We start from the raw sequence: 25,516 nt of genomic DNA, 5'->3' as shown, positions 1-25,516 counted from the left end.
CATGGGATGGAAGAAGCCGGGAATCAGAGATCGAGACCGAAACCGACGCCGGCCGATTTCTCATCGCTGCTGAAAGCGCCGCCGATGCTGAAGGAAGCTCGCGTGCCGATCTGTTTCGAATAACCGACCGACAGCGCGCTCTCGCCGTTCTGCCAACCGGCGCCGACCGCTATGCGGCCGCGCGGGCTGCGGCTGCCGGCGGCGTTGATCGACATGTTCATCATCGCCGAGCTCATCGCGCCCATCTTGTCGATGCGGCGATCCTGCTGGCTGAAACGATGGTCCACATCGTTGCGCAGCGCGGTGAAGTCGTCGTCGAAAGTCTGGAAGCGGCTGTCGGTGTAGGCGTTGGCGGCCGACAGCGTTTCGGTCGCGGTAGCGTCGGTGTAGTCGTTGGCCGAAGCCAGCGTTGCGGCATCGCCGGCCTGCATCTGTCCCACGTTGGCCGCATCGGTGACGGCGACGCCGGCGGCAACGTTGGTGACGCGACGCTCATTGCCGGCGCTGCCCACCGAGACCGTATTGGCCTGATCGGCCACCGAACCCTGGCCCAAAGCGACCGAGCCTGCGCCGGTCACCGTGGCGCCCTGGCCGATGGCGGTGCCCGAGGTTGCGGTCACGCTGGCATCGGCGCCTATCGCGACCGAATCGGTGGCGCTGGCGGCGATGCTGCTGTTGTTGCCTATCGCAGTGCCGTTGTCGGCGCCGACATTGGCACCGTTGCCCACGGCGGTGTCGGTGGTGTCGGTCGCATTGCTGCCGGTGCCGATCGCCAGACCGTCGCCGGTACCCGTGGGCGCGCCGTTGCCGCCGCCTCCGCCTATGGTTTGCTCGATCTGAGTCAGGCGTCCGTTCAATCCGCTGAGCATGCCGTCGATGGCGCCGAACGCATCGCCGACGTTGCCGTAGCTACCGCCTTGGATCGTGTAGGTCGGCACGATCAGCATGCCGTTCGGACCCAGGCTCGCGCCACCGCCGAAAGCGGCGGCGACCGAGTTCAGCTGCTCCACGTTCACCGCATCGGTGGCCTGGGTGCCGGCAGCGAGGTTGGAAATGGTGCTGCCGTCCGCGCCATCCAGTGTCAGCGTGCTGTGATCATCGTCGTCGTAGGCGACCGCGTTCTGGGTAAATTCGCCCAGGTTGTCCGCCACCTCGTTCAACTGCGCCAGATTCACCGCATCGGTGGCCTCGGTGCCTGCGGCGACGTTGGTGATCTGACGATCGATGGCCGCATGCACGTTGCCGCCGGCATCGGTCCATGCCTGGGCCGCGCCCACCGAGACCGTGTTGGCCCGATCTGCCAACGAACCTTCGCCCAGCGCGACGCTGTTGCTCGCGTCGGCCGTGGTCCAGGCATTGGCACCCAGCACAGTGGCGTGGTCGGCCTGGGCGAAACTGTTGTAGCCCAGCGAGGTGGCCGAACCGCCAGTCGCCCAGCTTTCGGCTCCGACTGCGGTGGTGTAGTCGCCGACCAGGGTGCTGTCCCAATACGAACCTGCATAAGCGCCTGCGCCCAGGGCCGTGCTGTACATCCCTGCCGCACCCGCCGAAGCGAATGAGCCGTCCGAGAACCCGCCTAGTGCGGTGCTGAACTGTCCGGTTGCCGCAGCGTTCTGGCCGACAGCCGTGCCTTGCGACCCGACAAAAACGTTCTGGCCGCTTTCCTCGTCGAAGGACCAGTACCCGGAGGCCGCTCCTGCGCCGATCGCGACGCCGCCGATGCCTGACATGCTGTTCGAGCCGATCGCCGTCGCGTTGAAATCGGTGGCGTAGGCGCCTGTGCCGATCGCGACGCTCTGCCAGCCGTTCGCTGTTGCGAAGGCGCCGATCGCCGTCGTGAACGGAGCATCGGCCAGCGCCAAGCCGCCGATCGCTATGGCCGAGCGGCCGTTCGACTCGCTACCGGCACCGACGGAAACGCCGCCGGTACCATTGGCGACACTGCTGTCGCCCAAGGCCACGCTGCCACCGCCATTGGCTTGCGCGCTATCGCCGCCGGCGAAGCTGTTGTTGCCCGCCGCCCATGCGTTGTTGCCGAACGCGCTGCTGTTGGATCCTTCCGCGATCGCACCATAGCCGTTGGCGCTGCTGTAATCGCCGATAGCGCTGGCGCCGGTGCCGACAGCCGACGAGCCCGTTCCCAACGCCAGACTGCCGCCGCCTATCGCGGTCGAGTAATCGCCGACGGCGTTGCTCTGGTAACCGAATGCGCTGCTCTCTGTGCCGATGGCCACCGCATTGGCGCCCACCGCGCTGGCGTTCTCGCCCTCGGCAATGGCCGCATCGGTTCCGTCGTCCAAGCCGTTGACCGAGAGATAGTCGTTGGCGTCGCCGACGCTGTCGGCCACCGCATTCAACTGCGCCACGTTGACCGCATCGGTGTCTTCGGTACCGGCGGCGACGTTGGTGATCTGGCGCGTGGTGCCCGACCACTCGCTGCCCACCGATACCGTGTTGTCGCGCGTGCTGACCGAATTGGCGCCTATCGCAACTGAGTTCTCGCTAGTCGCCAGCGCATTCTGGCCAAGTGCGACCGAGCCGTCGGTCCACGCCTGCGAGTACGAGCCCAGCGCAAGCGAACTCACCCCGAATGCGCTGGCACCACCGCCCAGCGCGGCGCTGAGGTCCCCTTGCGCGCCCGCACCGGCGCCAAGCGCGATGCTGTTGATACCCCAGGCGCCTGTGTTCTGTTCGATGCACATGAAATCCATGCAAGTCATCGTTCCGCCGATAGCGACCGAGCTGGAACCTCCCGCCTGACTCAAAGTGCCTAAGGAAACCGCGTCCTGGCCATTGGCCGTGCTCATGCCACCGATGGCGACGCTTCTATAGCCGCCAGGCGCCCATGCGTTGGCCTGGACGCCGATGGCGATAGAACTAGCACCGGTGGCGGTGGCCTGAAGACCTATCGCCAGCGATTGATCGCCCAGTGCCCACGATTCGACGCCATAGGCGCTGGAGGCGTATCCGGAAGCGATGCTCGACATACCGACGGCGGTAGAGAAATCGCTCGCTTCGGTACCCGCGCCGACCGCTATGCCAGCGTAGCCACTGGCTAAGCTGTCGACGCCCATCGCGACCGAAGCCGTGCCCAGTGCTTGGCTGTTGCTGCCTTGCGCAGTGGAATATTCGCCGAGGGCGATGCTGCCGTAGCCGCTGGCCACGCTCTCCGTGCCCAACGCGTTGGCGCCGGCGCCGACTGCGGTCGAACCACTGCCCAAGGCCAGACTGCCGCTACCCAGCGCGGTCGAATAATCAGCGTCGGCATAGCTGTTGGCGCCGTAAGCGCTGCTCTCCACACCGTTGGCCACACTGTTGGCGCCGGTGGCGGTGCTGGATTCGCCCGCCGCCACGCTCATGGCGCCGACGGCGGTGGCGTTGAGCTGCAAGGCCTGGGCCTGATCGCCTAATGCCAATGCACCGTCGCCGAGAGCCGCAGCCTGATAGCCGAGCGCGACTGCGTGAGAACCCGCTGCAAGGGTGGCCTCACCCGGACCGATCAAACCGTCGCCGTCGAGATCCACGCCGATACCGCCTCCGAGCGCGATGCTGCCATCACCCACGGCGGTGGAGTAATAGCCCGATGCCAGCGCGTAATCGCCTTCCGCCCAGGCCAGACCGCCAACACTGGTGGCACCTTGGCCGATCGCATAGCTGGAGCCACCGATGGCGACGCCGAAGTCGCCGCCCAGGGCCCGCGAATTGGCGCCAAGCGCTACGCCGGCCTCGCCATTGGCGCCGCTGCCGAAACCAGCCACCAGGCTGCCATCGCCATAGGCCTGCGCATCACCGCCGATGGCCGTGGAACCGGTACCGGCAGCGAGGCTGAGCGCACCGACCGCGGTGCCGCCCTGCTCGGCTTCGGCCGAAGCCGAAGCACCGATCGCGGTGTTGCCCAAACCCATGACCGGGCCATCGCCGGAGGCGTAGGCACTTTGTCCGATCGCGACGCTGGCGTCGCCGAACGCCATGGCGCCCTGGCCGAACGCGCTGGCGCCCAAACCTACCGCGGCGCTTTCGCTGCCGACCGCGGTGGTGGCGTTATTCACCGCGAAACTATTGCGGCCGGCCGCCAGCGCACCGTCACCGGAAACTGTGGGGTCGTCGCTGCCGTCGCCGACGCCGTCGGCCAGGAAGTAGCCGCTGCCGACCACCGCGTTGATGCCGACATTGGCTTGGTCGAACAAAGCGCAGTCGATGTGCCTGCCTTCGGTCTGGCCCGCCACGCGTGCAGTGCAGACATCGCCCTCGCGTTCGATGGTGAGCTCCGCGGCGTGAGCCGCCGGCAGCGCCATGGCGATACCGCAGCTCAGCAGCACCGCATCCAGGGTGGCATCGCGCAAACGCGGCCGACTCTCTTTCCTGCCCTGCGCCGACGCCAGCTCAGACGCGACCACCAGCGCTTGCTTGGACCGGCTCCATACCAGACTGAATACCTTGTTCATCCAACCCCTCTCTCACCAGATAGTTTTTTTAGGAGCAAAGGACGCCCGTCGGCCATGAACGCCCGGATCGAGCCGGACGTTGCCGCAGCATCGTTTTGCAGTTTTTTTGAGACCCGCCCCCGCCTTGGGCAACTGTCTGGCTTTCGTGTGGCGTGCCCCGAAAGATCACCGCCTTGGGCCGTGGTCGAAAGTACGGCCCCGGCGCTTCGGTTGTCACGCGCACGTTCTCACTCGATACTCACGCCATTCTCACCGCCTGATCGGCGGCTCCGGCAGCCGGGTCGGGCGCGTCAGGGGCGGCCGTCCCGCACCCTCCCCGAAGGCCCCTTTCGCCGATGTGGAAGCTCGTACAGAACTGGCTGCGCAGCGCGCCGATCGCCGACCCGGTGGATCGCCGCAACGCACCGGTCATGCAACTGCTGTTGCTTTGCTACGGCCTATTGCTACCGTTGAACTGGGTCTGGCGCATCCTGGCCCGCGGCGCGCTCCCCACCGAAGGCAGGATGATCGTCCTGTTGATGGACGTGGTCATCGTGGCTCTGGCCTGGGTCAGCATCGCCATGATCCGGCGCGGCCGGTTCCGGCCCGCGATCATGCTATTCCTGGCGCCGCAACTCATTTCGCTGGGAATCGTGTTCTTCCAGTTCGGGGTCCAGCCCGGAGTGATCGATCCGGCGCCGACCATCCTGCCGCTGGTGATCGCCGGTCTGGTTCTGGGCCGTGGCGCGTTGTGGGCCGTGTTCGGTTTGCTGATGATGGTATTCGGCATCGGTTTCATCACCGACATCAGAGCCGACGGCAGCGACGCCGCGGCCATTCGCGGCGCTCTGCTCAACGTGCCGGCGGTGCTCATCAGCCATCTGTTGATCACCGCGGTCCTCGACCGCACGATCCAGGCGCTGCGCGAAAGCCTCGATGAATCGATCGCGCGCAGCCGCGAATTGCAGCGCGAGATGGCCGAACGCGAACGCGCGCAGTCGCAACTGATCCACGCGCAGAAAATGGAAGCCACCGGCCGTCTGGCCAGCGGCATCGCCCACGATTTCAACAATATCCTCGGCGTGATCCTGGGCTTCGCCTCGCAGCGCCACAGGGCCGAACCGGGCATCGGCGACCGCGAACGCGCCGATGGCCTGGAGGAATCGCTGGAAGGCGTGGAAATCGCCGCCCGTCGCGGCGCCGCGATCAGCCGCAAGCTGCTGCGTTTCGGCCGCCATGATGTGGCTCATGTCGAGTCCTTCGATGCGGGTCATGCGATCAAGGAACTGCGGCCGATGCTGCGTCAGCTGTTCGACGCCGATATACAAATGGAAACCCGGATCGATCCGGCGCCGCTACCGGTGCGCCTGGACCGCAGCCAATTCGAACTGATGGTGCTCAACATCGCCGCCAACGCGCGCGACGCTATGCTCGGGGGCGGACGCTTCACCATTACTGCCGGACGCGCGCAAACCGCCAACCGCGGCCATTGCATCGAGATCGGCCTGGCCGACACCGGCCACGGCATGAGCGAAGAAATCCTGCGCCGCGCTTTCGAACCGTTCTACACCACCAAGCCCGCCGACAGCGGTACCGGCTTGGGTTTGTCGGTGGTGCGCGATCTGGCGGAAAACGCGGGCGGTACGATCGAAGTAGTCAGCACGCCGGGCAGCGGCACCCTGTTTCGCATATTTTTGCCGCTGGCGGCAGCCCAGCAAGGCGGCGCCTCCGCGACCCCCGTACCCGCGACGGAAACTCCCGAAGCTATCTGAGTGCGTTCAGCACGTAGCCTTCGCCATGTATCGCGATCAGCGGCAACCGTTCGCCGCAGGCCTCGGCCACCTTACGCCGCAGGCGATGGATCATCGAGTCCAGCCGATGGGTATCGAAGTCGTAGACATTTTCGGTGAGCGTGGCAATCAGCGCCTCGCGCGTTACGATCTCGCCCGAAGAAGCCAGCAAGCGCTGAAACAAACGACGCTCGCTCTTGGTCAATGCCACGTTGCCGCCGGCAGGCGCGACCAGGCACCAGCCGCCGCCGTCCAGCCGCCAGCCCTGCGAGGCGGCGGCAGGATCGTTTTTCCCTTGCACACGGCGCGCCAGACTGTGCAGCGTGGCCGCCAGCAGCTCGATTTCGACCGGTTTGGACAGGTAAGCGTCGGCGCCTTCGCTAAGGCCGCGTACGCGATCAGGAGTTTCTCCCCGTCCCGTCAGCATAACGATGCCTAAGGAAGGCGACTGGCTGCGCAGCTGGCGCGCCACCATGAACCCGCTCTGGTCCGGCAAACCCACGTCCAGCACCACGATATCGGTGGGCTGCGTCTTCAAGTGTTCATGCAGTTCGGCCGCCGTCTCCAGGCCGCTGACTTCGAAACCGAAATCCCTCAGCCCTGGCAGCAGCACACGGTCGCGCAGCAGGAGGTCGTCCTCCAGCAGCGCCACACGCAATGCGCGGTCGGCATCGATAGACGCGGTCATCTCGTATCACTCATCGCCGCCCCGCGGCTTGCATCGGCATTCTAGCGGAAGCGGGTCGGTGGATATCAGCGGATAACCGCATCGCCAGCCGGCACCGATATCGCAAGCCTATGCGCCGACGTTCAGCACATCGTCCAGCAGCGCCGCCGCCGTTACTTCCGCGCCCGCGCCCGGCCCCTGGATCACCAGCGGCTGCTCGCTATAGCGGTCGCTGAAAATAGCGACGCGGTTGTCGGCGCCGCCTCCGCCGCAGAGTGGATGCTCGGCCGGCAACGCCTGCACGCCGACGCGTGCGCCGTCCTGGTCGAAGCGACCGAGAAAGCGCAGCCTGGCGCCAGTGCGGTAGGCGTCCTTGAAGCACGCCGCCAGCGGCGCGTCCAGCAGTTCCAGCTCCTCGTCGATTTCCTGCAACGGAAGCGCCGCGAGCCGTTGCGGCACCAGCGATTCCACTTCTACCGCTTCGGCATGCAGCGGCAATCCCGCCGCGCGCGCCAGAATCAGCAGTTTGCGACGCACGTCTTCGCCCGAAAGATCCAAACGGGGGTCCGGCTCGGTATAGCCGAGCTGGCGGGCTTCGCGTACGAAACCCGAGAACGGACGCATGCCGTCGTAGTGATGGAAAAGCCAAGCCAGCGAACCCGACAGCACGCCTTCGACCCGATGGATGCGATCGCCACCGGCCACCAGTTCGCGCAGGCTGCGCAGCAGCGGCAGCCCCGCGCCGACGGTGGCGCTGTCGCCGTAGCGCGCATTGCCTTCCTGCGCCGCTTCCGCAATGGCGCTCGCCCGTGAAAGCGCGCCGCCATAGCCGAGCTTGTTGGCGGTGACCACGTGCACGCCACGCGCCAGCCAGCTCGCATGCCAGTCGGCCACGGTTTCGCTTGCGGTCGCGTCGACCAGCACGTCGCCGCGGCGCAGCGCTTCGGCTTCCGCCCAGGGCGGAAGCGCGCCGACTTCCAGCGTGGAGGCGCGTGCTTCCTCCAGCGCGCGCGCAGGCAACTCATCGCAATACTGCAGCACGCGCGAGTTGGCGAGCCACGCGAACGCCGGCAGGGGATGACCGCACTGCTGCAGTCGCTGGTAACGGGCTACGAAAGCTGTACCTACTACGCCAGTGCCCAGCAGGGCCAACTTCGGCGCCGGCACCGAACGGTACGCCGTCGCCAGACGCACGACGCTGCTCATGCGTCGACGAGGATGCGTTTGTCCTCCGCCTGGCTGGCGATGGCGCGTTCGGCGCGCAGCAGCGCCTGCGACAGATCGGCGATCAAATCATCGGTGGACTCGATGCCTACCGACAGGCGCAGCAGGCCGTCGGAAATACCGGCCTTGGCCCGCGCTTCGGCGGTCATCGCCGCGTGGGTCATCGTCGCCGGATGCGCGATCAGGCTTTCCACGCCGCCCAGCGATTCGGCCAGAGTGAAATAGCGCAGCCCGTCGACGAAGGCGCGCACCGCCGCTTCGCCGCCGTGAAGCTCCACGCTCAGCATCGCGCCGAAGCCCTTTTGCTGGCGTGCGGCGACGGCATGGCCGGGATGCGAGGCCAAACCCGGGAAATACACCTTGGAAACCACAGGATGCTCATCCAGCAACGTGGCGATGGCGGTGGTGTTTTCCTGGTGCACGCGCAGCCGCGCATCCAATGTGCGCAACCCGCGCAAGGTCAGGAAGCTGTCGAACGGCGAACCGGTCAGGCCCAGCGCATTGGCCCACCACACGAGTTTTTCATGCGTTTCCGCTTCGCGTGCGATGACCGCACCCCCGACCACATCGCTGTGGCCATTGATGTATTTGGTGGTGGAATGCAGCACCACATCGGCGCCGAACTCAATGGGCTTCTGCAGGGCCGGCGACAGGAAGGTGTTGTCGACCACGGTGATCGCGCCAGCCTTCTTGGCCGCGTCGATGACGAAGCGCAGGTCGGTGATGCGCAGCAGCGGGTTGGAAGGCGTTTCAATCAGCACCAGCTTCGGCGACTGCGCCAGTGCATCGGCGAACGAGCGCGGATCGGTCAGATCGGCGGTGATCAGCTCGAAATGGCCTTTCTTCGCCAGCGCATTAAATAGGCGCCAGCTTCCGCCGTAGGCATCGTGCGGCACTACCAAGCGGTCGCCCGGTTCAAGCAAAGCGTTCAGCACCAGGGTGATGGCGGCCATGCCGGTGGAAGTGATTACCGCGCCCGCGCCGCCCTCCAGTTCGGCCAGCGCTTCGCCCAGCAGATCGCGGGTCGGGTTGCCGCTGCGCGTGTAGTCGTACTGGCGCTTGTTGCCGAAGCCGTCGAAGCTGAAGTTGGACGACAGCACGATGGGCGGCGTGACCGCGCCATAGGCGGTGTCGCGATCTATGCCGGCGCGTACGGCCGAAGTGGCGGAGCTACAGGGACTTTCTTTACTGTCGGTGGGGCGGCTCATGCGGTTTCTCCAGTCTCGTTGCGGTCGGCATCGCGCAGGGCGGCCACCAGGATGTTGTCGATGCGATCGGTTTCTTTCAGGAAGGCGTCGTGGCCGTAAGGCGAACGCAGTACGCGCAGCTGGCCGCGCGCGCTGGAACCTTGTGTGTTCAGGCCTTCGACCAGCGCCACTGAATCGGCCAGCGGCACCAGACGGTCGCCTTCCACGGCGACCACCACAGTCGGCACGCCGACCTGGGCAGGATCGAGACGATGTAAGTCGATGGATTCGGACAGACGCAGGTAGGCGGTGACCGGCGTGCGCGCCACGTATTGCGCACCGGCCGCGTCCAGGTAGTCCTCGGCGGCGCAACGCACGCGGCCATTGATGATTTCCGGAGCGGCGTCGAAACGCTCGTCGAATTCCTCCGGCGTGCGGTAGCTCAGCATCGCGAACTGACGCGCCAGCGAAAGCCCTTGCGCATCGGCGCACTGCAGCTGGCCCAACGCCACGGCTTTACGCTGCAGCGCGCGCCAAGCCGATGCATACGGATGCGCACGATGCGCACCGCTCACTGCGATCAGCTTACGCAGACGGGACGGATGGCGCGCCGCGAGTTGCAGGCCCACCAGCGCGCCATACGAATATCCGACGAAGGCATGCAGCTGTTCGATCTTCAGCGCATCCAGCAACTGCACGATGGCATCGGCCTGGTCGGCGGTTTCCAGCGGCACGTCCAGCTTGCCGTCGGCGCCGACGTAGTCGATGGCCAGCAGACGGCGGCGCGCTGGGTCGAGTGCACGACCGGCTTGCGCCAGCGCATTGGCCCAGCCGTTCTCGGGGAAGGTTTCGCTGGCCACCACGTGGCGATGCGCTGAAATGCCGCCCGCCACGAACACGACCGGCAATCCCGCTTCGCCGAGCAACTCGTAACGTAGAGTCACCTGACGGATGCCGGCATGGCGCAAGTCGAGACTCAGGCTGATTTCGCCGCGCTGGTCGCGCGCGGCAGCAGTCGACAACGGAGCAGTCGACAATGGGTCCGTCGACAGCTCGTAGGCCGGCAACGGCGGCAGGGAAGGAACGGCATGAAGGGCGGCGTTGACGAAGCTCATGGCGGTATCCAGTGGAGGAACTTGGACTACAACCATCGAGCTTCGCGGAGCTCGGCGTTCGCCCCCGCACAAGGCAGGATCGAACCATCTTCCGGTAGACGCAGAGGTCTCCGCAGGATTTGGCACCTGGGCGGCGCTTGCGCGTCGCCTGGCTGCCCCGGCTTCAAAGGGCCTGTCCCTCTGCCGGTCTCGATGGTGGCGCCAGCTTGCCAGCCGTTTTTTGACATGTCAATCGCTTTATTCGGATAAAGCGATGGAGTAGGTCACAATACCTGTCGCAAGCCACGCCGGCCTTAACGCATAATTAGCATATGACTCCTTTCCGACCTGCTCTGGCCCGATCTGCTCTGGCGCGGCTTGTTCTCGGCGCCTGCCTGACGCTGCTGGCGGCTTGCGCCACTGCTCCGGTCCCGCACACTTCCGCGCCCCAGGTTCCAGCGCCCACGACCGCGGTGGATGCAGTGATTGCCGAGGCCTGGGTCTCCACCGAAAGCCCAGAGGACGAACTGGATTCGCTGGCGGTCTGGCCCACCGAGGACGGCCACCTTTGGTTGATCGCCACTGCCAAGTCCAGCCATCGATTGGTGGTTTACGACGCCGAGACCGGTCAACGCCTGCGCAGCGTCGGCGAACGCGGCGAAGGCGTATCGCAATTCAATCGTCCCAACGGCATCGCGGTGTATGGCGACCTGTTGTTCGTGGCCGAACGCGACAACCATCGGGTTCAGGTGTTCAAGCTTCCCGATTTCACGCCTCTGGGTTTCGTCGGTCAGGACGTACTGCGCGTTCCTTATGGCCTGTGGGTACGCGAAAACGGTCCGGACGACCTGGAGCTGTTCGTCACCGACAGCTTCATGGCGAATTTCAGGACCGGCGAATTGCCGCCCATGGGCGAACTGGACCAGCGCGTGAAGCGCTTCGAGGTGCAGGTGGACGGCCAGGGCAAGCTGCAATCGAAATACCTGGGCGCGTTCGGCGATACCAGCGAAGCCGGCGCGTTGCGCATGGTGGAATCGATCGCCGGCGACTCGATCAACGATCGCCTGTTGATTGCCGATGAGGACCGGCGGGTGGGTTCGACCTTGCGCGAATACACGCTGGAAGGCCTGTACCGCGCCCACAGCCTGCCGCCGTTCGATGCCGATGCCGAAGGCGTGGCGCTATGGGCCTGCGATTCCGGCGAGGGCTATTGGATCGCCGTGGATCAATTGCGGCCGACCGTATTCCGCATCTTCGATCGCACCAGCCTGCAACCTTTAAAGACATTCTCAGGTCAGGTCGTCGCCAATACCGATGGACAAGTGCTCTACGCGGCAGGCACGCCTCGTTTCCCGGCCGGTGCGCTGTTCGCATTGCATGACGACAAGGCAGTGGCCGCGTTCGACCTGCGCGATGTCGCGCGCGCACTGGGATTGTCGGACCGCTGCATGCGATGAAAGCGGTCTGCGTCGCCACGGCCTGGTGTTTAGGATTGGCGTTGCTGCTGCTGGGCATGGCCGACGCCGACGCCGCGCGCCTGTATCGCTGGAAAGATCGCCATGGCGTGACCCAGTACGGCGACCAGCCGCCGGCAGCCGACGAACTTCCGGCCAGCGACGTGAACGTGGTCCGCTTCCGTAATCCGCCCGGCGCCCTGGTCCGACTGCGCCTGGAAAACAAACGCGGCCGCTACGAAGCCTGGGCGGACAATCTGCTGCACGGGCCGGTCGAAGTGATGCTGCGCTTCAAACACGACCGCAATGTCTTCGGTAGTCCTACTTTGCCCGCCGAAGCCACCGTACCGGCACGCAGCAGCGTGCTGGTCGCCACGCTGACCATCACCGATCCGATCCGCGGGGGAGATTTCGAACTATTGCTCGATGGCCTTCCCGGCAGCCCGTCGGCGCGACCTGTCGACTACGACTACCGCCTGCCCTTCGATTACGCCCGCGTGCGCGTGGACCAGGGCCCGGGCGGCGGCTTCAGCCACAACGACCCGCAAAACCGCTATGCCATCGACTTCGCGCTGGCCGAGGGCACGCCGATCGTGGCGGTGCGCGAAGGAGTGGTGATGCAGGTGGAATCGGACTTCGACAAAGCCGGCCTGAACCGCGAGAAATACGGCGGCCGCGCCAACTTCATCCGCATCCTGCACGACGACGGCAGCATGGCCGTTTACGCGCACTTGCAGCCCGAAGGGGTGCAAGTGCGCACCGGCCAACGCGTGCGTCTGGGCCAACGCATCGGCTTATCCGGAAACACCGGCTTCAGCACCGCGCCGCATCTGCACTTCGTACTACAGGTCAACCGCGGTATGCGCCTGGAGTCGGTCCCGTTCCGCATGTTCGGGCCGCTGGGCGAGCTGAAGTTTCCCAGCAGCCGGTGAGTCCGCGCGGGCGAACAGGCCGCAGGCGCTATAATTCGCGCCTCCCTGTCCTTATGAACGCGCCCGCGCGGGCGCTATCGCCATGTCCGAAGTCTCTACCGAAGCCGCGCGCCGCCGCACCTTCGCCATCATTTCCCATCCCGACGCGGGCAAGACCACGCTGACGGAGAAACTGCTGCTGTTCGGCGGCGCTATCCAAATGGCCGGCTCCGTGAAAGGCCGCAAGGCCGCGCGGCATGCGACCTCCGACTGGATGGCGCTGGAGAAGGAGCGCGGCATCTCGGTGACTTCGTCGGTGATGCAATTCCCTTACGAAGGACGCATGGTCAACCTGCTGGACACGCCCGGCCACGCCGACTTCGGCGAGGACACCTATCGCGTGCTCACCGCCGTGGACTCGGCGTTGATGGTGATCGACGTGGCCAAGGGCGTGGAGGAACGCACTATCAAGCTGATGGAAGTGTGCCGCCTGCGCGACACGCCGATCATGACCTTCATCAACAAACTGGATCGCGAGGGCCGCGATCCGATCGAACTGCTGGACGAAGTGGAAAGCGTGCTCGGCATCCAATGCGCGCCGGTGACCTGGCCGATCGGCATGGGCTCGCGCCTCAAGGGCGTTGTGCATCTGGTCAGCGGCGAAGTGCATCTGTACGAGCAGGGCCGCAACTTCACTCGCCAGGATTCGGCGATCTTCAGCTCGTTGGACGATCCGCAACTGGTCGAACGCTTGGGCGAGAACTTGCTTGCCGAACTGCGCGAAGAACTGGAACTGGTGCAGGGCGCTTCGCACCCCTTCAACGCCGAAGCGTATCTGGCGGGCAAGCAGACACCGGTGTTCTTCGGCTCGGCGGTCAACAACTTCGGCGTGCAGCCGCTGCTCGACTTCTTCGTCGACCACGCGCCTTCGCCGCAACCGCACGCCACCACCACGCGCACGGTGGATCCCAGCGAAGCCAAGCTCAGCGGCTTCGTGTTCAAAATCCAAGCCAACATGGATCCGATGCACCGCGACCGGGTGGCGTTCATGCGCGTCTGTTCGGGCCGCTTCGCCGCGGGCATGAAGAGCTTCCACGTGCGCACCGGCAAGGAAATGAAGCTGGCCAACGCGCTGACCTTCATGGCCAGCGACCGCGAGATCGCGGTCGAAGCGTGGCCGGGCGACGTGATCGGCATCCACAACCACGGCACCATTTCCATCGGCGACACCTTCACCGAAGGCGAGGCGATCAGCTTCACCGGCATTCCCAACTTCGCTCCGGAACTGTTCCGCCGCGCGCGTCTGCGCGATCCCCTGAAGCTGAAGCAGCTGCAGAAAGGCCTGGCGCAATTGAGCGAGGAAGGCGCGACGCAGTTCTTCCGCCCGCTGATGAGCAACGACCTGATCCTGGGCGCAGTGGGCACGCTGCAGTTCGATGTGGTGGCTTACCGGCTGAAGGACGAGTACAGCGTGGACGCCAGCTTCGAACCGGTCGGTGTGGTCACCGCACGCTGGATCCGCTGCGCCGACGCGAAGAAGCTGGAGGAATTCCGCGACAAGAACGCGATGAACCTGGCCCTGGATGCGGCGGGCGAACTGGTCTACCTGGCGCCTACGCGCGTCAATCTGCAATTGGCGCAGGAACGTGCTCCGGACGTGCAGTTCATGGCCACGCGCGAGCATGCGCACAGCGTAAGCCTGGACTGACGAATGGAAGCACGGCAGCCCGGCCTACACCGTCAGGTCCTGTCCAGGCTGCTGCGCTCGCCATTGGCACGCATGGCCTACTTCGCGGCGATGCTGATCGCGCTCAGATACGTATTTGCATGGGCAGCGCAGTCGGCCGGAATCCCGCCCAATAGTTTCAAGACCATGAGCGCGAACTTCGCGTTCACCGTGCTGACCGTCCTGCCCTACCTGCTCGCTTACTGGCTGCTGGCGAAATTCATCGAAAGACGTCCCTTGTCCGAACTGGACTGGCGCAAGTCCCCGCAATTGCTGTGGGGCCTGTTCGCCGCGCTGCTGCTGTTCGCACTGGTGACCGCCGAACTCTGGGCCGCGCAGGCCTACACCGTCTCCAGTTTCGGCGATGCGCCGTTGTGGACGCTGTTCCTGTTGACCGCCGTGGTACCCGGTATCACCGAGGAAATCATCAGCCGCGGCATCCTGTTCCGGCTAACTGAGGAAGGCCTGGGGACGTGGATCGCATTGGCGGTATCGGCGCTGTTCTTCGGCTTCGCGCATTCGTTCAACCCCGGTGCGACCGTATGGAGTTCGGCGGCGATCTCGATCGAAGCCGGCGTGCTGTTCGGACTGCTGTACCACGTCACCCGTTCGCTTTGGTGGTGCATCGGACTGCATGCGGGTTGGAACTTCGTACAGGGTGCGGTATTCGGAATACCGGTCTCGGGCATCAAGGTCGATGGCCTGTTCGACTCGCAGCTGCAAGGGCCGGACTGGCTGGATGGAGGCGGTTTTGGCGCCGAAGCCTCGGTGCTGACCGTGCTGACTTGCGGCATCGCCAGTCTGCTGCTGCTGAGGGGCATGCTGCGGGAGCGCAGCGTCGTGGCACCCTTCTGGAAACGCGGCCACTAGAAACGTGAACCAAGCACGGATGCAGACGCTGCTGCATTGCGGTAATTTGCAGGGCATGACTTCCGCCTCCCGTCCCCCGCACGGCGAAAAAATCGACTACCGCGACGAAATCGCCAGCGCCCTGACTCACGGTCTCGGTGCGGTGGCGGCGCTCGCCGGTGGCGCGGTGCTGATCACCTTAGCAGCGCTGTACGGAGATGCCTGGCAGTTGGGCGCCTCCATCGTATTCGGCATCAGCTTGCTGCTGCTCTATGTGGCCTCGACCTTGTACCACTCCATCCAACATCCGATCGCCAAGGCGCGATTGAAGGTGTTCGATCATTGCGCGATCTACCTGCTGATCGCGGGCACGTACACCCCGTTCACGCTCATCGGCCTGCGCGGGCCGTGGGGCTGGGGCCTGTTCATCGCCATCTGGACGCTGGCGGTGTTCGGCGTGGTGTTCAAGTTGTTCTACACCGGCCGCTTCAAGCTGCTATCGACGGCGATCTATATCGCCATGGGCTGGCTGGTCATCGTGGCGATCAAACCGATGCTCATCGCGCTGGACGGCTGGACCTTGGGCTGGCTGCTGCTGGGTGGCCTGTTCTATACCCTGGGCACGTATTTCTACCATCGCGAATCGATCCGCTTCTCGCACGCGATCTGGCACATGTTCGTGATCGGCGGCAGCGTCTGCCATTTCATCGCGGTGACTGCGCAAGTGCTCGCTCCGCGCTTATAGCGGACCGAGGCCCATAACATGAACGGTTAAAGCGCACTTTCGCGCAACCTGAACGCACTTTTCCCGATATTGGCGGCATATGAACGATGCCGCCTCAAAACCCGTGCCATTTTATCGACGCAGGCCTTCGCGAAGGACTTCGGTCGTATTGGGCGTTCTGGCGCTGGCCTTGGTACTCCTTATCGTTCTGTTCGACTGGAATTGGCTTAAAGGACCGGTGCAAGGTCTGGTGCAAGCACAGACCGGGCGTGAATTCCGCATCGGCGGCGACCTAAACGTGGATCTCGGCCGAACAACTACCATCAGCGGCGAGGCTTTGACTTTCGGCAATGCAGCATGGTCGAAGGAGCCGACCATGGCCAGCGCCGATCGCGCCGAGTTCGATATCGAGATATGGCCTCTCTTGTTCGAACGCCAGACCCGCATTCCAGAAATCCGTCTCAGCAAACCGACGCTGCGCCTTGAAACCGGCCCGGACGGCGTGGGCAATTGGGTATTCGGCGATCCGGACGGAGAACCCATTCGGTTCCGCAAGATATGGATCGACGACGGCCGTCTGCAATTCTTCAATGCACCGAAGAAAACCGACGTCGACATCAGCGTCAACAGCTCGCAACCCCGACGCGAAGACGCGGCCCCGCCCATCGACGTCGAAGGTAAGGGACGCTGGATCGGCAACCCGTTCAATATCTCCGGCCGCGCCGAATCTCCGTTGGAATTGAGCAACAGCGACGAACCCTACCGCATCAATCTGCGTGCCGACGCGGGGCCGACGCACGCGCATGCGCGCGGCAACTTGATCAATCCCTTCGAACTGCGCGATTTCAATCTACAACTCGCGCTTTCCGGTCAGAACATGGAAGACCTGTACCCGTTAATCGGTATCGCCACCCCGTCCACCCCGCCGTACAAACTGGACGGGCGACTGATACGCAAGGGAGATGTCTGGCGTTATCAGGACTTCAAAGGCGTGGTCGGCGACAGCGATCTGGGTGGCACCGCTACCGTCACCGCGGGGCGCAAGCGTCCGTTTCTGGAAGCCAACCTGGTTTCCAAACGTCTGGACCTGGACGATTTGGCCGGTTTCCTCGGCGCTCCGCCGCAGGCCGGCGGCAATGAATCCACCAATCCCGAATTGAGGGCGCAAACGCTGCAGCTTGCTGCCGATACGCGCGTGCTGCCCGATAAGCCCTACGATCTAACAAAGCTGCGTTCGATGGACGCGGATGTACGGCTGAAAGCGCATCGGATCAACGCGCCTAGCTTGCCTCTGGACGACATGGATGCGCATCTGAAGCTCAATGCGGGCATCGTGGAACTGGTGCCGTTGAACTTCGGAGTCGCCGGTGGCGACATCCGCTCCACCATCCGCATGGATGCGCGCGAAGCGATCATACGCACGCAGGCGAAGGTTTCGGTACGACGCCTGAACCTGTCGAAACTGTTTCCCGATGTGAAACTGACCAAGGATGCGGTGGGCTTGATAGGTGGCGATATGGCGATCGCCGGCACCGGCAATTCAATCGCCGCGATGCTGGGCAGCGCCGACGGCGACATCGCCCTGGGCATGGGTCGCGGCCAGATCAGCAACCTGCTGATGGAGTTGGCGGGCATCGATATCGCCGAGGCGTTGAAGTTCCTGCTGACCAAGGATAAAAAAGTGCCCATCCGTTGCGCGTTCGGCGATTTCGCCGTCAAGGACGGCATGATGCATTCGCGTGCGCTCGCCTTCGACACCGAAGATACGATAATCGTCGGCAACGGTGACATCAACCTGAAGAATGAAACCCTGGATCTGGAGCTGCGCCCGCGGCCAAAGGACCGAAGCATCCTGGCACTGCGTTCGCCACTGGTAGTGGGCGGCACGTTCAAGGATCCGTCTTTCCATCCGGACTTCAAACGCTTGGGGTTGCGCGGTGCGGTGGCTCTTGCGTTGGGCAGCATCGCGCCGCCTGCCGCTCTGCTCGCGACGCTGGAACTGGGACCCGGAAAAGACAGTAGCTGCGGCGGCAAATACGCTAAGTAGAGCGCGACTCAGTTGGCGCGGTTTAACGCCCGTGAAGTGGGTTCGGCTTGAATGATTTGTTGGTTGCCACTCCCGTCAAGTACTCGCCATGACGAAGCTCTGCGACAACTTGCTGGGCATGAAAGTGAGTAAGGCTGTCTCCCCAGGCAATAAAAAAACCGACGCACCTGTCCTTGGCCTTTACTGAAAGATTGGCCGAGTGAAACTCAAAGTGATTCAAAAGGTGCGCTGTTAATGGGGATGCAACCATCTCAGGCCGCCTGACAGCATCAATAATTTTGAAGGAAACCTCGTCAGGAACTAGCCCATTCTCGTCACGCAGTTGGCCAGTATCGAAGATTGCCTGCTGAAGCGCGTCAGGGTCATTTGCCCTTATAGCTTGGTCCAGTTGATCGAACACGTGGCGCCTAACTAGCGATATACCGCTGCAACTGATCCAGTTGAACCTTCTGGTCCTCGATCACTGCCTTGACCAGATCGCCGATCGAGATCACGCCGATCACTTCACCGTCCTCCATTACCGGCAGATGGCGGATCCGGTGTTCGGTCACCAACTGCATGCAATGTTCGACAGTGTGATTGGGCCCGACCGTGATCACACCCGCCGTCATGATGTCTCGCACCGAAGTGTCCGCGGAAGAGCGGCCATGCAGCACCACCTTGCGCGCGTAATCGCGCTCGGAAACGATGCCGGCCAGGCTTGCGCCGTCCATCACCAGTACCGCGCCTACGCTTTTTTCGGCCATCAGGCGGATGGCGTCGAACACCGAGTCGCCGGGGGCGACGGCGTAGACCTCAGGAGTCTTGCTTCCCAACAGTTGGCGTAGCGTATGCATCGACCTCTCCTTTCGCACCGGGTTGCTGAGCCGAGAATACTCCTCCTACGCCCGGTTGCCAGACATCCACCAGATACAGCGGCCGCTGCTTGGATTCGTCGTACAGACGGCCCAGATATTCGCCGATCAATCCCAATGCGATCAGCTGGATGCCGCCCAGGAACAGGATCACCACCATCATCGTGGGCCAGCCGGCGACGGGGTCGCCGTACAGAGCGGCCTTGACGATGATCCAGACCGCGAACAGGAAAGCGAAAACCGCGGTCAGCAGACCGAAATAGGTGGCCACGCGCAACGGTGCGGTGGAGAAACTGGTGATGCCTTCCAGCGCAAAGTTCCACAACTTCCAGAGGCCGAAATTACTGCGCCCCGCAAGACGCGCCTCACGCCGATAGGGAATGGCCACCTGGTTGAAGCCCACCCAGCCGAACAGCCCTTTCATGAAACGGTGCCGCTCGCGCAGCTGCCGCAGCGCGGCCAGCGCGCGCGGCGACAACAGACGGAAATCGCCGGTATCGGCTGGAATGGGGGTCTTGGAAAGACGCCCGATCACGCGGTAGAAACCGGCTGCGGTGGCGCGCTTCAGCCAGCCCTCGCCTTCTCGCTGGATACGCGTGCCATGCACATCGTCGTAGCCTTCCCGCCACTTCGAAACGAATTGCGGAATCAGCTCGGGCGGATCCTGTCCGTCGGCGTCCAGGATCAGCACCGCGCCGATTTCCACCTGGTCCAGGGCCGCTGTCAGCGCCAGCTCCTTGCCGAAATTCCGCGACAGGCGTAGCAATGAGACGCGCGGGTCCTGCCGAGCTAGGCCCTGCATCACTTCCCAGGTGGCATCGGTGCTGCCGTCGTCCACGTACAGCACTTGAGCGTCCACATCCTCCAGACGATGGAGCACGGCAGCGATGCGCGGGTGCAGCGTGGGAAGCGCCCCGGCCTCGTTGCGCGCCGCCACCACCACGGTAAGGCGATCCCTATCGCGGGCCATGTTCAATCCAATGCCTGTACATAGCCGGTCCCGCCGATCTGCCGCGCCTGGCGCTGGATCCAATTGGCGCGCCGTTGCACGAAGGGTCCAGGGCGGGCAACGCTGTAGCGTCGCGGAGCAGGCAGCACCGCCGCCAGCCGGGCGCTTTCAGCCGGAGAAAGGCGGCTCGCGTCCTTGCGCCAATAACTGCGGGACGCAGCTTGGGCACCGTAAATGCCGTCGCCGAACTCGGCGATGTTGGCGTAAACCTCTAGGATGCGCGTCTTTGGCCACATCAGTTCGATCAGCAAGGTGTACCAGGCTTCCACACCTTTACGCACCCAACTGCGACCTTGCCACAGGAACAGGTTCTTGGCGACCTGCTGGCTGACCGTACTTGCGCCACGCACCCTGCGGCCTTTGGCGTTGTTGATTCGCGCCTTTTCGATGGCCTTGAAATCGAACCCCCTATGGCTGGCGAAGTTCTGATCTTCGGCAGCCACCATCGCCACCGGCAGGTTGGCGGAAATATCCCGCATGTCCCGCCAGTCGTAGGCCACGCGGAAGCTTCCATCGCCCGCGCCCCAGGCTTCCAATTGCCGGGCCACCATGAACGCAGAGAAAGGCGGATCCACGAAACGCAATACGGCCACCTGCAGGATGCTAGCCACCGCGAACAGGAATGGCAGCGCCGACAGCCAGCGCAACCAGCGGCGACGTGATCGGGTTCGTCCGGGAGAAGGCAGATCGATGATGGAGGGTCCTGGCGAATGGTTCGAAATCTGGCTGCAATGTTAACCTTTCGTCCATCACGGTGAGCATATCGAAGGGCGCCCATGCAAGGACAAGACCGGATAGCCGCCTTGATGATGGAAGCCGACCAGTTGTCCCGGCGCGGCCAGTCTGAGGCGGCCGTCAGCCGTTGGAAACAGGTTCTGGACATCGAGTCCGACTACCCGCCAGCACTCAATTTCATCGGCGTTTACAGCATGGCGCGCGGGGATTTCGCCGTGGCTCGCGAATACCTGCTGCGGGCGGTGGCGGCCGCCCCCAAATTCGCCATGGCGCACGCCAATCTGTCGCGGTTGCACGGCGCGCAAGGCGATACCGACGCCGCTCTGGCTTCGATCAACCAGGCTATCGCTGCCGACCCCGCCGCCTGGGGCGCTCATATGGAAAGGGCACGGCTGCTGGAAGTGAAAGGCCAGCCGAGGGAAGCAGCGGCCTCCTGGGGGCGAGCGCTGGCCTACATGCCCGAGTCGGCCGCACAGTCGGCGCAGCTGCAGCAGCTCGTCGCACAAGCGAGAAAAGCCGTAAGCGAAAACCAGGAAGCATTACGCGAGTTTCTCCAGGACCGCATGCACGGCTTGATGGGCAAAGGAAGTCGTCCTGAGCTGGAACGCTTCGAGAACTGTCTGGACATCGTGACCGGACGCCGTGAGTTCGTGACCGCACGCCCATTGATGCTTCCTTATCCCAGGCTCCCCGCCATTCCTTTTTTTGACACTTCGACGTTTGATTGGGTGCCGGGCGTGGAGGCTGCTTTCCCCGACATACTCAGGGAGCTGGAATCGCTGTTGCAGCAGCCCGATCTGTTCGTGCCGTACGTGCAAACGCAGGCAGGAACACCCACCGGGCAGTTCGATGCGCTTGATCGCAACCTGGACTGGGGCGCGCTTTTCCTTTGGAAAAACGGAGCGCGCATCAGTTCCAATGCCGATCTATGCCCACGCACCGAGGCGGCCATAAGCCAGACGCCGCAGAACGTCATTCCCAACCGAGCGCCAGTGGTTTTTTTCTCCGCGCTGAAGCCAGGCACGCATATTCCGCCGCACAACGGGGCGACCAACACACGCCTGACCGTGCATTTGCCCCTGATCGTTCCGCCGGATTGCGGCCTGCGCGTTGGCGGCGAAACCCATACTTGGCAGCCCGGAAAGGTGGTCGTGTTCGACGACACCATCACCCACGAAGCATGGAACTACAGCGACCGGTTACGGGTCGTGCTGATCTTCGATGTATGGCACCCCATGCTTACGCCACTTGAACGGCAGCTGGTAGCCCACACCGTTGAGAGCATCATGAATTTTTACGGCGAGAACGCCGATCTCGGAGAACTGTGAGCGACGCCGACGACAACCAGACCCGCTTCCTCCTGCCCAAAGCCGGCGTGCGCGGAGTCGGCGTGCGTCTCGAAAACACCTGGCAGGAGATCCTGTCCCATGCTTCCTATCCCGACCGGGCGCGCGATCTGCTGGGCCAGGCCTGCGTGGCCTCTGCGCTGTTCACTGGCCACGCCAAGGTGAACGGCCGCTTGTCCCTGCAGCTGCGGAGTTCGCGTGCGCTGCGCACGCTGTTCGCCGAATGCACCGCCCAAGGAACCCTGCGCGGCATCGCCCGGATGGCGGAAGGCGAAGCCGCTCCGCACGACTTGCGTGAATTGGGCGAGGACGCCCTGCTGGCCATCACCATCGAAAACCCCGGCCTCGACCCGCGCGAGCCGCAGCGATACCAGAGCCTGGTTTCCCTGCAGGTCGCTACTCTTTCGGAGGCGTTCGAGAACTACTTCCATCAATCCGAACAGCTCCCGACCCGCCTGTTGCTGGCTGCCGACGGCAACGCCGCCGCCGGGCTAATGCTGCAGCAATTGCCTTTCGACAGTCGGCCGGGCGACGAAGGCGACAGCGACGGCTGGAACCGCGCGGGGGCATTATTCGAGACCCTACAGTCCAACGAGCTTCTGGCCCTTCCCATAGGCGAACTTTTGCATCGCCTGTTCCATGAGGAGGAATGGTCGATCCTGGCCGAACGCCCCCTTCGCTTTGCCTGTTCGTGCTCCCAGCAGCGGGTGGCGGCCATGTTGCAGTCGCTGGGAAGCGAAGAGGCCCATGCGGCCCTGGCCGACGGCCAAGCCGAAGTGCGTTGCGAGTTCTGTGACCAGCGCTATATTTTCAGCGCCGGGGAGATCGACGAACTTTTTGCCCTGCCGCCGGTCGGAATACAGGCCCCTGAACGGCTCCAGTAGCTTTTCGCGTGGGTATCGGGGACTTGTTAAAGAAACATAAACCGAATAGCATCAGATCCCCTGGGAGGGGAACCCCAGCGCGGGGTTGGGAGTCTTAAACGAGCTATGAAACTGCGTCTTCTGCATCTGCCGTTTGCCTTGCTGCTCGCCTTTGGCGTGGCAACTGGCGCGCACGCGCAATCCAAGAAGCCGCAAGCCTCGAAGCGCGACCCCACGGTTCTTCCGGTATGGAACAACACCAGCGGCAAGGTCGAAGCCGTGCTCTTGCTGGAACCGACGGGCGAAGCCTCCGCGGGCGCCAGCTGGCGTCTGGGCAGCAATACTCTAGGAGCGGCCTTTGGCCTTGAAGCCGGCGACTCCCTTGGCCTGGTCTGCAACCGCCAGAGCGCCAGCAGCATCGGCAGCCTGATCAGCAACTGCGCTGTCGCCGAACTCATCACCGATAGCAACGACGGGAGCAGCCAGCGGGTCAGCGTCGGCACCTCCCTGACTCGCCCGGGCGGCAAGCTGGGACTGTCTGCCGGCAGCGGCCGCGACACCCTGCCCGCTTGGCTGTCCTCCAATCCCGGCGCGCGCGTCGAACAGAACGATCTGGCTATATTCGGCCAGAAGAACATCGGCCGCGAAGGTTACGTGCGGATTGGTGGCGCGGTAGCCCGAGCGCGCCTAGTGCCGATTGCCGACGTCCCCGCCATGGCCGATCGCTGGAACACCAAGAGTCTCAGTGTCGGCGGTGGCTATGGCGCCTTCAGTGCCAACATCGTCGGCCGCGTGGTCGACGTTCCCGGCCAGCCGGGCAAATGGGAAGGCCTGGGCTTGGGCCTGACCTGGCGTACCCCATGGAGCGGCCAGCTGACCGTCGGCGCGGAGAACGTCATTACCCGCGGCAAGAATCCCTTCTCGCCAAGCGACGAAGGCAGCGATGAGGGCACAGTGCCCTACGTACGTTACGAGCAAGACCTGTAATCACCCGCAGTCGTCCTTGTTCCGGTTTCTCCCATTGAAGATCGTATGACCTCTCAGGATGGCCTTGAGGCCAAGCTAGGACTTGCACGCAGGCATATCGCATCCGGGAATCTCGGCGAGGCGCGAAAGATCAATGCCGGGATTCTGTTCGAGTATCCGCAGCATGCCGGCGCGCTGATCCAGCGCTCAAGGATAGAGTCCATCGCGGGTAACTACCGTTTGGCCAGAGCCTCCACGCTCGAGGCTTACGCTGCGGGCGCGCAGGGACAGCGCGATTCGGTCAACCTGCTGCGTAGGCTTAGAACATTCGGACTTGCCCCGGAGATCCATGGCGCGATTTCGGCCCTTTCACCGTCGTTGCTCGGAAAGAGTGAAGTGGTGGATTTGGTCGCCACCCTGCTCAACTCTTTCAACGAACCGGAAAAGTCTCTGCCCTACCTGGAAAGCGGTCTAGCCAACGACCCCGAGTCCATACCTCTGCAATTGTCCAAGGCGCAGACGCTCATGTTCCTCGGGCGGATCGAAGATGCGGAGCAGTTCCTGCTGGAGTGCCTGCGGAAAAGGCCAGGATTGGCTTTCGCCTGGTGGATGCTGGCGCGCCTCCGCAAGCAAACTCCCGCATCGAACCACGTCGACGCGTTGAGAAACGAGCTTTCCCAGGCGATGCATCCACAGGACATCGCTTTCCTCGGCTATGCGCTGCACAAAGAACTCGATGACCTGGACCAGATTAAGGAAGCGTCGGAGGCCCTGGACACCGCCAACAAGTCCATGCGTGGGCTAGTCGAATATTCCGGCATCAAGGAACGCGACTTTTTCGAACAGCTTAAAGCAATGCCGGTCGACGGCGTACCGTCTGCTACGACCGCTGCAGAAGGCTCGCTGACGCCGATCTTCATCGTGGGTATGCACCGCTCCGGCACCTCGCTGCTGGAGCAATTTCTGGATGGCCATCCGCAGATCCACTGCGCAGGAGAGTTGTACGACTTCACCATCCAAATGCGGCTGGCGGCGAACCATCATTGCCGGCGCGAAATAGATTCGGAGATAGTCCGGCGCGCGCCAGGACTGGATTTTGAAGAAATAGGAAAAGGGTATCTGTCCGCCGTGGACTGGCGCAGGACGACCGAGAGTCACATCACGGACAAACTGCCGTCCAATTTCCTGAATATCGGCTTCATCGTCCGCGCGCTTCCGCAGGCCAGGATCATCCATATGGTGCGCGATCCGATGGAGATCTGTTTCTCCAACCTGCGCGAATTTTTCTCGGAAACGACCTGCCTATATTCCTACGACCAGACCGAGCTGGCGGATTACTACAAGGAATATGCCGCATTGATGGCGCACTGGCACAATGCATTCCCCGGCCGCATTCTGGACGTGGATTACAGAGACCTGATTCAGGACCCGGAGGGCAGTCTGCGACGGATCACCGCATTCTGCGGACTGGACTACGTTCCCGCCATGCTGGATACCTCGGACCGTTCGCGAAGCGTGTCCACAGCTAGCGCAATTCAGGTGCGAAGCAAGCCCGCCCTTCCGCCAAAGCCCAAGTGGTCTTCCTATCGCGACTATCTGGCTCCGCTGATCGAGCGCCTGTCCGGCGCCGGACTGCTTTGACCGCG

General features: G+C 63.6%; 20 protein-coding genes and 1 riboswitch. Of the genes, 11 read left to right on the top strand and 9 right to left on the bottom strand.

Annotated features, from left to right (window positions below; all coding sequences use genetic code 11):
* Positions 1-23 precede the first annotated feature (23 nt).
* The gene (locus AC1DTQ_RS14195; protein ID WP_477850408.1) at positions 24-4,445 is read right to left on the bottom strand and encodes an ESPR-type extended signal peptide-containing protein; all 4,422 of its coding nucleotides are present in this window, start codon (positions 4,443-4,445) and stop codon (positions 24-26) included.
* A 335-nt stretch (positions 4,446-4,780) separates the two neighbouring features.
* On the opposite strand from AC1DTQ_RS14195, the gene AC1DTQ_RS14190 reads away from it, so the two are divergent.
* Complete coding sequence (locus AC1DTQ_RS14190; RefSeq protein WP_477850407.1) at positions 4,781-6,196, top strand: sensor histidine kinase; 1,416 nt, start codon at positions 4,781-4,783, stop codon at positions 6,194-6,196.
* On the opposite strand, the gene AC1DTQ_RS14185 is transcribed toward AC1DTQ_RS14190, so the two are convergent.
* The 4 genes from AC1DTQ_RS14185 to metX form a co-directional block, all read right to left on the bottom strand.
* Entirely contained in the window at positions 6,189-6,902 is a 714-nt protein-coding gene (locus tag AC1DTQ_RS14185) for a response regulator transcription factor (RefSeq protein ID WP_477850406.1), read from the bottom strand. The two genes, AC1DTQ_RS14190 and AC1DTQ_RS14185, sit on opposite strands and share 8 nt — an antisense overlap.
* Positions 6,903-7,010: 108 nt before the next feature.
* Positions 7,011-8,087 (bottom strand): homoserine dehydrogenase family protein, encoded by a 1,077-nt coding sequence (locus tag AC1DTQ_RS14180; RefSeq protein WP_477850405.1) that lies wholly within the window; start codon positions 8,085-8,087, stop codon positions 7,011-7,013.
* The gene (locus AC1DTQ_RS14175; RefSeq protein ID WP_477850404.1) at positions 8,084-9,313 is read right to left on the bottom strand and encodes an O-succinylhomoserine (thiol)-lyase; all 1,230 of its coding nucleotides are present in this window, start codon (positions 9,311-9,313) and stop codon (positions 8,084-8,086) included. The genes AC1DTQ_RS14180 and AC1DTQ_RS14175 overlap by 4 nt, the downstream gene beginning before the upstream one ends.
* Positions 9,310-10,407 carry a homoserine O-succinyltransferase MetX gene (gene metX, locus AC1DTQ_RS14170; RefSeq protein ID WP_477850402.1) on the bottom strand — a complete coding sequence of 366 codons (1,098 nt, stop codon included), beginning with the start codon at positions 10,405-10,407 and terminating at the stop codon, positions 9,310-9,312. Before metX ends, AC1DTQ_RS14175 begins: the two co-directional genes overlap by 4 nt.
* A gap of 81 nt (positions 10,408-10,488) precedes the next feature.
* Positions 10,489-10,606, bottom strand: a riboswitch (SAM riboswitch).
* 112 nt (positions 10,607-10,718) lie between these two features.
* On the opposite strand from metX, the gene AC1DTQ_RS14165 reads away from it, so the two are divergent.
* The 6 genes from AC1DTQ_RS14165 (at position 10,719) to AC1DTQ_RS14140 (ending at position 18,097) form a co-directional block, all read left to right on the top strand.
* Positions 10,719-11,843 (top strand): phytase, encoded by a 1,125-nt coding sequence (locus tag AC1DTQ_RS14165; RefSeq protein ID WP_477850401.1) that lies wholly within the window; start codon positions 10,719-10,721, stop codon positions 11,841-11,843.
* Complete coding sequence (locus AC1DTQ_RS14160) at positions 11,840-12,772, top strand: peptidoglycan DD-metalloendopeptidase family protein (protein WP_477850400.1); 933 nt, start codon at positions 11,840-11,842, stop codon at positions 12,770-12,772. The genes AC1DTQ_RS14165 and AC1DTQ_RS14160 overlap by 4 nt, the downstream gene beginning before the upstream one ends.
* An 82-nt stretch (positions 12,773-12,854) precedes the next feature.
* Positions 12,855-14,459 carry a peptide chain release factor 3 gene (locus AC1DTQ_RS14155; RefSeq protein ID WP_477850399.1) on the top strand — a complete coding sequence of 535 codons (1,605 nt, stop codon included), beginning with the start codon at positions 12,855-12,857 and terminating at the stop codon, positions 14,457-14,459.
* Between the two features lie 3 nt (positions 14,460-14,462).
* Entirely contained in the window at positions 14,463-15,347 is an 885-nt protein-coding gene (locus AC1DTQ_RS14150; protein ID WP_477850398.1) for a lysostaphin resistance A-like protein, read from the top strand.
* 55 nt (positions 15,348-15,402) lie between these two features.
* Entirely contained in the window at positions 15,403-16,071 is a 669-nt protein-coding gene (trhA, locus tag AC1DTQ_RS14145) for a PAQR family membrane homeostasis protein TrhA (protein ID WP_477850397.1), read from the top strand.
* A gap of 79 nt (positions 16,072-16,150) precedes the next feature.
* The gene (locus AC1DTQ_RS14140; protein WP_477850396.1) at positions 16,151-18,097 is read left to right on the top strand and encodes an AsmA family protein; all 1,947 of its coding nucleotides are present in this window, start codon (positions 16,151-16,153) and stop codon (positions 18,095-18,097) included.
* A gap of 22 nt (positions 18,098-18,119) precedes the next feature.
* Here the strand turns inward: AC1DTQ_RS14140 and AC1DTQ_RS14135 are convergent, their stop codons facing one another.
* The 4 genes from AC1DTQ_RS14135 to mtgA are packed head-to-tail and all read right to left on the bottom strand — an operon-like array spanning position 18,120 to position 20,655.
* Complete coding sequence (locus AC1DTQ_RS14135; RefSeq protein ID WP_477850395.1) at positions 18,120-18,497, bottom strand: hypothetical protein; 378 nt, start codon at positions 18,495-18,497, stop codon at positions 18,120-18,122.
* Positions 18,498-18,504: 7 nt separating this feature from the next.
* Positions 18,505-18,933 (bottom strand): CBS domain-containing protein, encoded by a 429-nt coding sequence (locus tag AC1DTQ_RS14130; protein WP_477850394.1) that lies wholly within the window; start codon positions 18,931-18,933, stop codon positions 18,505-18,507.
* On the bottom strand, positions 18,893-19,921 hold the full coding sequence (locus tag AC1DTQ_RS14125) for a glycosyltransferase family 2 protein (protein ID WP_477850393.1): 1,029 nt from the start codon (positions 19,919-19,921) through the stop codon (positions 18,893-18,895). The genes AC1DTQ_RS14130 and AC1DTQ_RS14125 overlap by 41 nt, the downstream gene beginning before the upstream one ends.
* Positions 19,922-19,923: 2 nt before the next feature.
* Entirely contained in the window at positions 19,924-20,655 is a 732-nt protein-coding gene (mtgA, locus tag AC1DTQ_RS14120; RefSeq protein WP_477850620.1) for a monofunctional biosynthetic peptidoglycan transglycosylase, read from the bottom strand.
* Positions 20,656-20,766: 111 nt separating this feature from the next.
* Between mtgA and AC1DTQ_RS14115 the strand changes: the two genes are divergently transcribed.
* The 4 genes from AC1DTQ_RS14115 (at position 20,767) to AC1DTQ_RS14100 (ending at position 25,511) form a co-directional block, all read left to right on the top strand.
* Positions 20,767-22,023, top strand: a complete 1,257-nt coding sequence (locus AC1DTQ_RS14115) for an aspartyl/asparaginyl beta-hydroxylase domain-containing protein (protein ID WP_477850392.1) — start codon at positions 20,767-20,769, stop codon at positions 22,021-22,023.
* Positions 22,020-22,925: an Hsp33 family molecular chaperone HslO gene (gene hslO, locus AC1DTQ_RS14110; RefSeq protein ID WP_477850391.1), complete on the top strand. Its 906-nt coding sequence runs from the start codon at positions 22,020-22,022 to the stop codon at positions 22,923-22,925. Before AC1DTQ_RS14115 ends, hslO begins: the two co-directional genes overlap by 4 nt.
* A 141-nt stretch (positions 22,926-23,066) precedes the next feature.
* Entirely contained in the window at positions 23,067-23,891 is an 825-nt protein-coding gene (locus AC1DTQ_RS14105) for an XOO1806 family protein (RefSeq protein ID WP_477850619.1), read from the top strand.
* Between the two features lie 45 nt (positions 23,892-23,936).
* Positions 23,937-25,511 (top strand): sulfotransferase family protein, encoded by a 1,575-nt coding sequence (locus tag AC1DTQ_RS14100; protein ID WP_477850389.1) that lies wholly within the window; start codon positions 23,937-23,939, stop codon positions 25,509-25,511.
* Positions 25,512-25,516 lie beyond the last annotated feature (5 nt).

The organism is Pseudoxanthomonas sp. P4_B2 (assembly GCF_056402315.1).
The sequence above is the reverse complement of the archived record's forward strand: the minus strand, read 5'-3'. Positions and strand labels throughout refer to the sequence as shown.